The organism is Umezawaea sp. (assembly GCF_036375055.1).
Classification (GTDB): domain Bacteria; phylum Actinomycetota; class Actinomycetes; order Mycobacteriales; family Pseudonocardiaceae; genus Umezawaea.
Genome location: NZ_DASUSQ010000172.1, coordinates 84,287 through 95,711, shown reverse-complemented (window position 1 = coordinate 95,711; position 11,425 = coordinate 84,287). Strand labels below are relative to the sequence as shown.

Here is an 11,425-nt window from a genome sequence, read left to right as displayed (position 1 = left end):
AGGGCCTCCGCCGCCGTCACGCGATCGAGCAGGCGGCCCCGTTCAACGTGAACGAGGTCGGTGCCGCGGTGTTGCCGGTGTGCGTGGCCTGGAAGCCGATCCCCGTGGACGCGCCCGCGGCGATCGTCCCGTTGTACGAGGCGTTCTTCGCGGTCACCGCCCCGCTGGTCGGCGTGTAGGTCGCGTTCCAGCCGGACGTGATCACCTGTCCGCCGGGCAGCGTGAACGCCAGCGTCCAGCCGCCGTCCACCGAGGCGCTACCGGTGTTGGTGATGGTGATGTTCGCGGTCAGGCCGCTGTTCCACGCGGTGGTGGTGTACCCGACCCGGCACGCCCCCGCCGGCGGGTTGGTCGTGGTCGTGGTCGTGGTGGTCGTGGTGGTGGTCGTCGTCGTCGTGGTCGTCGACCCGCCCTGGTCGAGGCCGAAGAACTGGATCACCCGGAGACCCATGCCGGTGGCGTACACGTTGTGGCCGACGCCCTGGAGGGAGATGGCCTCGACCCCGGTCCCGTAGCGGGTGCGGGTCCAGCCCGACTGCGGGCTGTCCGTGGACGTCGGCGTGGTGGACACGCCGTGGACGTTCGTCCACTGGTCGATCTCCTCGCCGAAGTTGGGGTAGCGCAGGGTGTCGTCGGCGGTGCCGTGCCAGAGCTGCATCCGCGGCCTCGGCCCCGAGTAGCCGGGGTAGGCGGACCTGGCGATGTCGCCCCACTGCTGCGGGGTCTTGAGCACGGTCCCGTTGGCGCACGCGCTGTTCCAGCCGGACCCGTCCGTGGTGGCGAAGCAGCCGTCGGGCACGCCCGCGAACGCCGCTCCCGCCTGGAACACGTCCGGGTAGTTGGCCAGCATGACGTTCGTCGTCATGGCACCGGAGGAGACGCCGGTGACGAACACCCTCGCGGGATCGCCGTTGTAGCGCTGGAGCGCGTAGCGCACCATCGACACCAGGCCGACGGGGTCGCTGCCGCCGTCGCGCTTGAGCGCCTGCGGCGACGACACGTCGAAGCACTGTCCACTGCGGGTCGCGGACGGGTAGACCACGATGAAGCCGTACTGGTCGGCCAACCGCGCGAACTCGGTGCCGGAGTGGAACGCGGGGCCCGTGCCGGTGCAGTAGTGCACCGCGAGCAGCACGGGCGGTCGGGCGGCGAGGCGGTCCGGCACGTAGATGTGCATCCGCAGGTTGCTCGGGTTCGTGCCGAACCCGGTCACCTCCGTCAGCGCCGCGGCCGACGCGGGTGGAGTCGGTGGTGCGACCAGCACGGCGAGCACCGCGGCGAGTGCGGCGACGAGGACTCCGAGGGTTCTCGCCACGACGGCGCCGTGGCGGGCAGGGGGTGGAGAGGTGCTGAGGTGCATCCTTCCTCCTTGAAGGATGGCGGCCAGGGGCGGCTTCACCGTACTGCCGCGTCAGCTCTTTGGGCGCGTAGTTTCGAGTGGTTTCGAGTCTCATTTGGCGATCTGACTAGCGCAAATGTCGAATATGCCATTCGACCCGGTTCGAAACTTTCCCATAGTCTTCGAAAGTTTTGGTCACGGTGGACCGACTGCCGCCCGCCGTTCCTTGACATCGCGCGCGCCGGTGAGAAGTCTGATCCCGCTCCCAGCCGATCATCACCAGAGCCGGACCCGCCGTGCGCGCCGGTCCGCGCGAGAGGGCGAAGTGACCACCGCGGCCCCATCCCACAGACCTTCCACGCGCAGGGCGGTGCTCGCCGGGACCGCCCTGGCCACCGTCGCCCTCGTGGTGACCGCGATCCTGGTGTCGACCAGCGGCGCGGAGAGCACCCCGTCGCAGACGGGCAACGCGACCCACTTCGCCGGGTTCGACTCCGCCTACGGCGGCTGCGGGCTCCCCCAGGACGTCCTGGACTCGCCGGACTTCGTGGCGCTCAACGTGTTCGACACCCCCGGCGACTACGGCCCCCACCCGAGGCCGCTGCCCGCGTCGGAGTCGCACCGGATCGGCCGGTGGGAGAACGGGCGCAACTGCGGCCGGTACGTCCAGGTCACCATCGGCGACTTCTGCACCGGGGTGAACGACGGCGCGCAGGGGAAACCGTTCTGCCGCGAGGGTTCCTGGATCGCCGACGACCTCAACGGCGCCACGCTGACGATGGTCGTGGCCGACGGCTGCGCGGCGCCCACCGCCTGGTGCCGCGACGACCCGGACCACATCGGACTGTCCACGACGTCGTTGACCAGGTTCACCAAGAACGGCGTGTCCGTCGGCCACATCGACCCGAGCCGCTGGAACAACCGGCACGTGTCGTGGTCCTACGTGCCGACCCCGCGCTACAGCGGCGACCTCGAACTGGGGTTCCTGCGGGGTTCCCAGGCCTCCCGGCCCGTGCTCGCGGTCTCGCACCTGCCCAACGGCATCCACGGCGTGGAGTACCTGGGCCCGGACGGCACGTGGCGGCAGGCGCAGCCCAACGAGGACATGGGCCAGGCCTTCGTCATCGGCCCGGCGAGCGAGGGCGGGACGGACTACCGCGTCCGCGTGCGCGACGTGTCGGACGCGCTGGTGCAGCAGGGCAGGGTCTACCGCTTCGGCCTGCCCGCCGCGTGCTCGCCGACGTGCGCCGACGTGTACACGAAGGTCGACCACAGCACGGAGGAAGGGCCTCCGACGTCCTCGGACACGTGGACGACCGCGCCGATGGCCGGCACCACGCCCCCCGCGACCACCACCACGACGACCGCCGAGCCGACCACGACCACCACCGACGCGCCCGTGACCACCACCGCGCCCCCGGCCGCGACGACCACCACCACCCGCCGCCCGGCCGAGGCGTGCACGGCGACCTACTCGGTGGGGAACTCGTGGCAGGGCGCCCACCAGGTCGAGGTCGTGGTCCGCAACACCGGCTCGCGCCCGCTGTCCGGGTGGCGGGTCACCTTCTCGATGGCGGGTTCGCAGCGGCTGACCAACACGTGGAACGCCTCGGTGACCCAGTCGGGCAGGCGGGTGGCCGCGACCAACCAGGGCTACAACGGCACCCTGGCACCGGGCGCGTCCACGGGCTGGGGCTCGATCGTGTCCGGTGCGGACGAACCGGTGGCCGGCCTGACCTGCACGCCGCGCTGACCGTCACGCCTGCGCGGTGGGCCGGACGACGATCTCGTTCACGTCCACGTCGTCCGGCTGCTCGATCGCGAACACCACCGCCCGCGCCACCGCGTCCGCGGGCATCGCCACGGCGTCCCGCACCGCCTCCAACCGCGCCCTCGTCGCCGGATCCGTCACGGACGAGGCGAAATCGGTCGCCGTCATCCCCGGCGACACCACCGTCACCCGGAACCCGTCACCGGCCTCCTGCCGCAGACCGTCGCAGATGGCGCGGACGGCGAACTTCGTGCCGGAGTAGACCGCCTGCCCCGGCACGGTCTTGAACGCCGCCGTGGACGCCGTCGCGACGAACTGGCCCGACCCCTGCCGCCGGAACACCGGCAGCGCCGCCGCGATGCCGTTCAGCACGCCCTTGACGTTGACGTCGACCATGGCGTCCCAGTCGTCGACCCGCAGCTCGTCCAGCGGCGAGACCGGCATGACCCCGGCGTTGTTGACCAGCACGTCCAGCGCGCCGAACCGCTCGCACGCCAGTTCGACCAGCGCGGCCACGTCCTCGCGCCGCCGCACGTCCGTCGCCGCCCAGGCCACGTCCCCGCCGGAGGCGGCGATGCGCTCCGCCAGCGCTTCGAGCTGGTCCGGCCCCCGCGCGCCGAGCACGACCTTGGCGCCGTGGTCGGCGAGGCGCAGCGCCGTCGCCTCACCGATGCCCCTGCTCGCTCCGGTGATGACGACGACCTTGCCCGTGACTCCTGACATGGGGTTCCCTTCCGAGTGACGATGTAAGAGGGCTATCGCCAGCTAAAGTAAGTGGCCTATCGCATCGATGTCAACCGGGAGGCCGAGTGACCGGCACGGCGCGCCGCTACCACCACGGCGACCTGCGAGCGGCGCTGATCAGCACGGGTTACGACCTGCTGGCCGAACACGGGCTCGCCGCTTTCTCCGTCGCGCGGGTGGCGCGCGAGCTGGAGATCAGCACCGCGTCCCCGTACCGCCACTTCCCCGATCGCGACCACCTCCTGGCGGCCGTCGCCACGCGGGCCGCCGAGGAACTCGCGGCCGAGGTCGAGCGCGCGGTCGACGCGGCGGGCCCCGACCCGGTGGACCGGTTCGCCGCGACCGGGGGCGCGTACGTGCGGTTCGCGGCCGTCCGCGGGGCGGGGTTCAACGTCATCTTCGCGGCGGAACTGCGCGGGCTGCACGACGAGGCCCTGTCCGCCGCGGGCCGAGGGCTCATGGACCGGCTGCTGGACCTGGCCCGCGCGGCGGTCGGCGGGGACACCGAGCGCTCGCTGTGGCTGCTGGAGCAGCAGGTGGCGCTGGCCCACGGCTACGTGGCGCTGCTGGCGGACGGCTTCTTCGTCCGCCCCCACCAGACCGTCGACCACCTGGCGCGGCAGGCGACCGAGGCCGGTCGAACGCTCGCGCGCGGGCTGGCCTAGGGGCGACCCAGGCCGCAGCGGTCACAGGATGAGAACGTGAACATCCCACCAAGTGGACCTTGACCCAGCTTCAGCGGGCGTCCTACGGTCGAGCTGACAAGGGAATGTTATCGCTAACATCACTTTTGGCCCCTGCCTGGGGTGCGGGTCCACCGATGCGTCCAGCGGCACCCCGTCGCGGGTGGTCAGCCTGGTCGCCGCCCCCTCCACCACCAACCCGATCGAGACGGCACGGACCGCGGCGGTGGAGCCGACTCGGCGGTGGTCGATCCGACCCGCCTGACCCATCGAACCGACAACGGAGACGGTCATGAGTCGAAGAGTCCTGTCCGCACTGCTCGGGCTGCTGGTGTTCAGCGGCACGACGGTCGCGCCGAGCCCCGGAACCGCGTCAGCGGCCACGTACTCCGGGTACGTCATGGGGTACTTCACCGAGTCGCCGAACTTCAGCGGCGCCAACTACGGACTGCACCTCGCCGTCAGCCAGGACGGCCTGAACTGGACACCCCTCAACCAGAACAACCCCGTGGCGACACCGACGCAGGGCACGCAGGGCCTGCGCGACCCGTTCATCCTGCGCAAGCAGGACGGCACGTTCACCGTGCTCGCCACCGACCTCAAGGGCACCGACTGGAGCCTGCAGAACCAGTACGTCCACGTGTGGGACTCGACCGACCTGAGGTCCTTCACCGGCTACCGCAGGGTGAAGCTGCACTCGATGCCCACGCACTCCTGGGCGCCGGAGGCGTTCTGGGACGCCTCGCGCGGCCAGTACGCGATCATCTACTCGGCCGTCAACGGCGGCCACGACGTCATCATGGTCAACTACACCACCGACTTCACGACGGTCGGCGCTCCGCAGACGTTCTTCGACCCCGGCCACGCGGCGATCGACGGGCACCTGCACTCGGCGAACGGCGTGAACCACCTGTTCTTCAAGAACAACACGAACGGCACGCTGCTCGCCGCCCGCTCGTCCTCGCTCGCCCCCGGCAGCTTCACCACCTACGGCGGACCGGTCTCCCACGGCGGCACGGAGGCGCCGATCGTGGTGGCCTCGCTGACGTCCGGCACGCGGTACCTGTGGGGCGACACGTACACGCCGAACGGCGTCTTCTACGCCTGGCAGACCACGAACGTGGGCGGCACGTGGACCCCGGTCGACCAGCGGTCGTACACGCAGCCGCTGAACTCCAAGCACGCGACCATCCAGCCGATCACCGCCGCCGAGATGTCCGGGCTGCTGTCGAGGTGGGGCACGCCGACGTGGAACCGGCTGAAGTCCTACAACTTCCCGGACCGGTACGTGCGGCACCAGAACAACGTGGCCCGCGTCGACACCTACCCGTTCGAGCCGTACCAGGACCAGCAGTGGCGGATCGTCCCCGGCCTGGCGGGCTCCGGGGTCTCGTTCCAGTCGGTCAACGTCCCCGCGAGCTACCTGCGGCACTCCGGCTACGCCGTGGTGCTCGCGCCCGACGACGGGTCGGCCTCGTTCGACGCCGACGCGACGTTCACGCCGGTGGCGGGTCTCGCCGAGTCGAGCTGGACCTCCTACCGGTCGCACAACTACCCGGACCGGTACCTGCGGCACTCGGGTCACGTGCTGCGGATCGACCCGATCTCCACGGCGACCGACCGGCAGGACGCCACCTTCCGCGTCGGCTTCTGAGGGGTGCGGTGACCCCGGCCCCCCCCGGAGGCCGTGGTCACCGCACCGGGGACCCGGCGCGGGGGGTGGCGGCCCCCCGCGCCGGGCTGCGGACCGGTCAGGAAGCCGTGCAGCTCGGTTCCATGCCGGTGCCGGCTCCGGTGGCCTGGAAGCCGAACTCGGTCGACTGCCCCGCGGACACGGCGCCGTTGTAGGCGACGTTCGACCACGAGTTCCCGTTGCGCTGGACGTTCCACGAACCGGTGACCGTGGCACCGGACGGCACGGCGAGGTTCACCGTCCAGCCGGTGATGGCCGCCGATCCGGCGGTCACCTTGACGGTGGCGACGAAGCCGCCGTTCCAGGAGTTCAGCGACACCGAGGCCGTGCAGCCGCCGGGTCCAGGGGTGGTGGTCGTGGTCGTGGTGGTCGTCGTGGTCGTGGTCGTCGTGGTCGTCGTGGTGCCGCCGCCCGCGTTCAGGGCGTTGAGGGTCGAGGTGTAGGCGGCCTTCTTGTTCCCGGAGCCGTCGAACAGCAGCGGGGTGCCCGAGGCGCGCCACGAGTCGGTGTCGCGGATGCCCCACACGGTGATGCCGGTGCAGCGGGCCACGGCCAGGCACGCCGACACGACGCGCTGGTAGTTGGCCGCCTGCGCCGACCCCGAACCCTCGATGTCCAGTTCGGTGATCTGCACGTCCACGCCGAGCGCCGCAAAGCTGGACAGGGTCGTCTGGTAGTTCGACGGCACCGGGCTCTGGGGGTTGAAGTGCGACTGGAGGCCGACGCAGTCGATCGGCACGCCGCGGGACTTGAAGTCCTGCACCATCCGGTACACGGCCTGGGTCTTGGCGTGCGACCAGTCGTCGGTGTTGTAGTCGTTGTAGCAGAGCTTGGCGTTCGGGTCGGCCGCCCGCGCCGCGCGGAACGCGGCCTCGATCCAGTCGTTGCCCGTGCGCTGGAGGTTCGAATCCCGCCGAGCGCCCGAACTGCCGTCGGCGAAGGCCTCGTTCACCACGTCCCAGGCGTAGATCTTGCCCCGGTAGTAGGTCGCGACCTGCGTGACGTGGTTCAGCATCGCCGAGCGCAACGCCGACCCGCTCATGTTCTGCATCCAGCCGGGCTGCTGCGAGTGCCAGGCCAGCGTGTGCCCGCGCACCCGCATCCCCTGGGCCCGCGCGTGGTTCACGATCCGGTCGGCGTTGCCGTAGGAGAACTGGTTCTGGTTCGGCTCCGTCGCGTCGATCTTCATCTCGTTCTCGGCGGTCACCATGTTGAACTCGCGGTTCAGGATCCCGACGTACGTGGAGTCCGACAGCTTGTTGGCCGCGACCGCGGTACCGAAGTACCGGCCGGTCTGAGCCGCCGACGCGCCGAGCGTGGTCGCCGCGGAGGCGGGCGGGGCGGCGGACGTGGCGAGCACGAGCGCACCGCCAGTGGTGGCGACCACCAGGCTCGACACGAGCATTGCTCGTGACACTGACTTCGATGTCAGTTTCATGTGTTGGCACCTTCTGGGGGAGCACCTGTGTGTTGCGCAGGTGGGGTTGGCAGGGACCAAGCTCCGGCAGGCTCAGGCACCCGGAGTATTGACCGAAACATATAAGCCTGACAACCCCGGATCAGACCAATTCGCGCGGGCGAACCGGGGCTTTAGCACCGCTCCGGCGGGCTGGATTCCTGGCGAGCGGCCCTACAGCCAGGATGTTTCGGCGGAGCGACCCGAAGTCTCACGCCGAAGAGTTTCGCTCATTTGGACGAAACTTTTGCCTGCGGACATGCCCGGCGGCCGGTGCGCGGAGGGGTGCGGGGCGAGCGAGGAGACGGGCGGTCGAACGGGGACGGCGGCGGCGTGCGCGGCGGCGGGGAGCGGCACCGCTGTCGGGGACGCGGGGCGGTCGAGCGGGGAACAGCGGCGCCGTCCGGAACGCACGGCGGGCGGGCGACGGCACCGACGGCCAGGCGGGAAGCGGGTACCGATGTCAGGCACGCGCGGCGGCCGAGCGGGGAACGGTGCCGCCATCAGGGACACGCGGCGACCGAGCAGGGAACGGTGCCGCTGTCATGAGCACTCGGCGGCCGAGCAGCAGGCCGTACCGCCATCAGGGACACGCGCGACCAACCGGCAGTGCCGCCGTCAGGAACGCGCGGCGGCCGAGCAGCGAGCCGTACCGCCATCAGGAACTCGGCGACCGGACAGGAAGCCGTACCGCCGTCAGGAACACGCGGCCGAACGGGAGGCCTTACCGCCGTCCGAGCGTCCGGACCGCGGTGCCCCGTCCTCAGTGCGCGGCGGCGGGGCCCGCAGGGGACGAGGGGTCAGCGGGGGCCGCGGCGGCGGACCGCTCCGAACGCGAGCACGTCGCCCTGGGCCAGCAGGGCTCGGGCGAGGTCGTTGGCCTCGGTCGGGGTCAGGCTGAGCCAGGCCTCGCCGCGACCGCTGCCGTCGGGGCCGACGCGCAGCGTCACCCGTCCGATCGGCGTGGGGGCGCTGAGCTGCATCCGCCCGACCGCGATCTGCCTGCCGCACTTCGTGGTCAGCGCGGCGCCCTCCGGCGACCCGGATCGTTCGAGCATCACCCACACCCTTCTGCTGGAGCTTCTCCCCTCGCGGGTACCGGGTTCAGCGCGCACGCGGCTCGACCTATTCCCACCGGTGTCCGAAGAGGACGGGTCACCGATCCAGGCGGGCCAGCTGGTCGGCGGACAGGCGGAGGTCCGCGGCGGCCACGTTCTCCTCCAGGTGGGCGGGGTTCGCGGTGCCGGGGATCGGCAGGACGACCGGCGAGCGGGCCAGCAGCCACGCCAGCGCGACCTGGGCGGGCGTGGCGCCGAGTTCGTCGGCGACGGCCCCGACCGCCGCGTCCGTCGCCGCGCCGAGCACCGGCCGCCACGGCAGGAACGCGATCCCCGCCGCCCCGCACGCCCGGAGCACGGGTTCGTGCTCGCGGTCGACGAGGCTGTAGCGGTTCTGCACGCTGGCGACGTCGACGACCCCGCGCGCCTGCTCCAGTTCGGCGGTGGTGACCTCGGACAGGCCGATCCGGCCCACCTTGCCCGCGTCCCGGAGGTCGCGGAGCGCGCCCACCTGGTCCACGAGCGGCACGCCGGGGTCGACCCGGTGCAGTTGCAGCAGTTCCAGCCGTTCGACGCGGAGCCTGCGCAGGGCCTGGTCGACCTGCTCGCGCAGCACCTCCGGCCGCCCGTTCAGCTCCCACCCACCGCCGGGTCCCGTCCTGGCCACCCCGACCTTGGTGGTGACGAGCAGGCCGTCCGGGTACGGGTGCAGGGCCTCGGCGAGGAGTTCCTCGTTCGCTCCCCCGCCGTACAGGTAGGCCGTGTCGATCAGCGTGACGCCCAGGTCGACGGCCCGTCGGACGACGGAGACGGCGGCGGCGCGGGCGGAGTCCGGTTCGGTCGGCAGGTGCATCGCGCCGAACCCGAGGCGCCGCACCTCCAGGTCCCCGGCGATGCGGAAGGTGATCGACACGCGGCCACGGTACCGGCCGTGGTGGAGTTCGCTCCACCACGAGGACGCCCCTTGCCTGCACTGATTTCCGCGAGATCCGTTCCTAGCCTTTGAGCATGACCTCGACCCACGCCGCGGACACCGACCGCGTCCCCTCCACCAGCTTCCAGGCGCTGGTCCAGCGCTTCCCGCTGATCACGTTCTTCACGCTCGCCAACGCCATCAGCTGGATCGCGTGGACGCCGTACATCCTGTCGCTGGACGGCTTCGGAGTCCTGCACTTCCGCTACCCGGACCTGCTGATGGGCAACCAGCTCACCGCGATCCTGCCCGGCGCCTACCTCGGCCCGCTGACCGCCGCGTTCACCGTCACGGCGATCACCGAGGGCCGCGAGGGGCTGCGGCGGTGGCGCAGGCGGCTGTTCCAGTTCCGGGCAGGCGTCGGCTGGTACGCGTTCGCGCTGTTCGCCGTCCCGATCGCGGTCCTGGCGGGCACGGCGGCGATGCCGGGTGCCGAGGAGGCGATGCGCGTGCCGTCGCTGACGGTGCTCGCGATCTACGTGCCGATGCTGGTGCTCCAGTTCTTCACCACCGGCCTCGCGGAGGAGCCGGGCTGGCGCGACTTCGCCCTGAGCCGCCTCCAGGAGCGCCACCGGCCGATGCTCGCCACGGCCATCCTCGGCACCCTGTGGACCATCTGGCACCTCCCGCTGTTCCTCACCCCGTGGGGCGGCCCGGACGTCGACGCCGAGACGATCGTCCGCTTCGCCGTCCTGGCGATGGAGATGAGCTTCCTGATCACGCTGGTCTACAACAAGGGCCGCCAGAGCCTGCCGCTCGTCATGCTGCTGCACTGCTCGATCAACAACTTCCAGTCGGTCGCGTTCGCCGAGATCTTCCCCGGCGACAACCCCGACTGGCTCTGGGGCCCGGTGCTCGGCCTCGGTGTGCTCGCGCTGGTCGTCATCGTCGCCACCAGGGGCAACCTCGGTTACACCGCGCCCGTCCGGTCGAAGGTCGAGGTGTCCGCGTGAGCCGCGCGCTGACCACCACGTCCGTCGGCACCAGCGCCCTGCGCCTGGAGTCGGTGACCAAGACCTACGGTTCCGGGGAGAGCGCGGTGACCGCGCTGCGCGACGTGTCCATCGCGCTCGACCGGGGCACGTTCACCGCGGTCATGGGACCGTCGGGATCGGGCAAGAGCACGTTCCTGCACTGCGCGGCGGGGCTGGACCGGCCGACGACCGGCAGCGTCCGGCTCGGGGACGTGGAGCTGGCAGGCATGAAGGAGGCCGCGCTCACCGCGGTGCGGCGCGACCGGGTCGGGTTCGTGTTCCAGGCCTACAACCTGATGTCCGCGCTGACCGTCGAGGAGAACGTGGCGCTCGTGCCGAGGCTGTCCGGGCGCGACGTCGACCGGGCGTGGCTGCGGGAGCTGCTGGAGCGGGTCGGGATGGGCGACCGGGTGGGCAGGCGTCCCTCGCAGTTGTCCGGCGGCCAGCAGCAGCGGGTCGCCATCGCCCGCGCGCTGGTGAACCGGCCGGAGGTCGTGATGGCCGACGAGCCGACCGGCGCGCTCGACACCCGCACCGGCCGTCAGGTGCTGGAGCTGTTCCGCGCGCTCGTCGCCGACCTGGGCCAGACCGTGCTCATGGTGACCCACGACCCGGTCGCCGCCTCGTACGCCGACTCCGTGGTGTTCCTCGCCGACGGCCGGATCGCGGGCAGGCTGCACCACCCGACCGCGGCGCAGGTGTCCGAGCGCATGACCCACCTCGGGGAGGTGTGA

General features: G+C 71.4%; 10 protein-coding genes. 5 read left to right on the top strand and 5 right to left on the bottom strand.

Annotation, left to right across the window (positions count from 1 at the left end; genetic code table 11):
- Positions 1-16: 16 nt before the first annotated feature.
- A complete protein-coding gene (locus tag VFZ92_RS40625) occupies positions 17-1,360 on the bottom strand; it encodes a PHB depolymerase family esterase (protein ID WP_330883199.1) in 1,344 nt (447 codons plus the stop codon).
- 349 nt (positions 1,361-1,709) lie between these two features.
- On the opposite strand from VFZ92_RS40625, the gene VFZ92_RS40620 reads away from it, so the two are divergent.
- The gene (locus VFZ92_RS40620) at positions 1,710-3,092 is read left to right on the top strand and encodes a cellulose binding domain-containing protein (protein WP_330883197.1); all 1,383 of its coding nucleotides are present in this window, start codon (positions 1,710-1,712) and stop codon (positions 3,090-3,092) included.
- A 3-nt stretch (positions 3,093-3,095) separates the two neighbouring features.
- Here the strand turns inward: VFZ92_RS40620 and VFZ92_RS40615 are convergent, their stop codons facing one another.
- Positions 3,096-3,833: an SDR family oxidoreductase gene (locus tag VFZ92_RS40615; RefSeq protein WP_330883195.1), complete on the bottom strand. Its 738-nt coding sequence runs from the start codon at positions 3,831-3,833 to the stop codon at positions 3,096-3,098.
- A gap of 86 nt (positions 3,834-3,919) precedes the next feature.
- Between VFZ92_RS40615 and VFZ92_RS40610 the strand changes: the two genes are divergently transcribed.
- Together VFZ92_RS40610 and VFZ92_RS40605 are read left to right on the top strand one after the other, a co-directional pair.
- Positions 3,920-4,519 carry a TetR/AcrR family transcriptional regulator gene (locus VFZ92_RS40610; RefSeq protein ID WP_330883193.1) on the top strand — a complete coding sequence of 200 codons (600 nt, stop codon included), beginning with the start codon at positions 3,920-3,922 and terminating at the stop codon, positions 4,517-4,519.
- Between the two features lie 310 nt (positions 4,520-4,829).
- The gene (locus tag VFZ92_RS40605) at positions 4,830-6,191 is read left to right on the top strand and encodes a glycoside hydrolase family 43 protein (RefSeq protein WP_330883191.1); all 1,362 of its coding nucleotides are present in this window, start codon (positions 4,830-4,832) and stop codon (positions 6,189-6,191) included.
- 97 nt (positions 6,192-6,288) lie between these two features.
- On the opposite strand, the gene VFZ92_RS40600 is transcribed toward VFZ92_RS40605, so the two are convergent.
- The 3 genes from VFZ92_RS40600 to VFZ92_RS40590 all read right to left on the bottom strand — a co-directional run bounded on the left by VFZ92_RS40600 (position 6,289) and on the right by VFZ92_RS40590 (position 9,651).
- Positions 6,289-7,668 (bottom strand): endo-1,4-beta-xylanase, encoded by a 1,380-nt coding sequence (locus tag VFZ92_RS40600; RefSeq protein WP_330883189.1) that lies wholly within the window; start codon positions 7,666-7,668, stop codon positions 6,289-6,291.
- An 818-nt stretch (positions 7,669-8,486) separates the two neighbouring features.
- On the bottom strand, positions 8,487-8,744 hold the full coding sequence (locus VFZ92_RS40595) for a hypothetical protein (RefSeq protein WP_330883187.1): 258 nt from the start codon (positions 8,742-8,744) through the stop codon (positions 8,487-8,489).
- Between the two features lie 97 nt (positions 8,745-8,841).
- Entirely contained in the window at positions 8,842-9,651 is an 810-nt protein-coding gene (locus VFZ92_RS40590; protein WP_414720117.1) for an aldo/keto reductase, read from the bottom strand.
- Between the two features lie 101 nt (positions 9,652-9,752).
- Here VFZ92_RS40590 and VFZ92_RS40585 point away from each other — a divergent pair, with 101 nt between their 5' ends.
- Together VFZ92_RS40585 and VFZ92_RS40580 are read left to right on the top strand one after the other, a co-directional pair.
- Positions 9,753-10,670, top strand: a complete 918-nt coding sequence (locus VFZ92_RS40585) for a type II CAAX endopeptidase family protein (RefSeq protein ID WP_330883183.1) — start codon at positions 9,753-9,755, stop codon at positions 10,668-10,670.
- Positions 10,667-11,425, top strand: coding sequence for an ABC transporter ATP-binding protein (locus VFZ92_RS40580; RefSeq protein ID WP_330883181.1), 759 nt, complete (start codon positions 10,667-10,669; stop codon positions 11,423-11,425). Before VFZ92_RS40585 ends, VFZ92_RS40580 begins: the two co-directional genes overlap by 4 nt.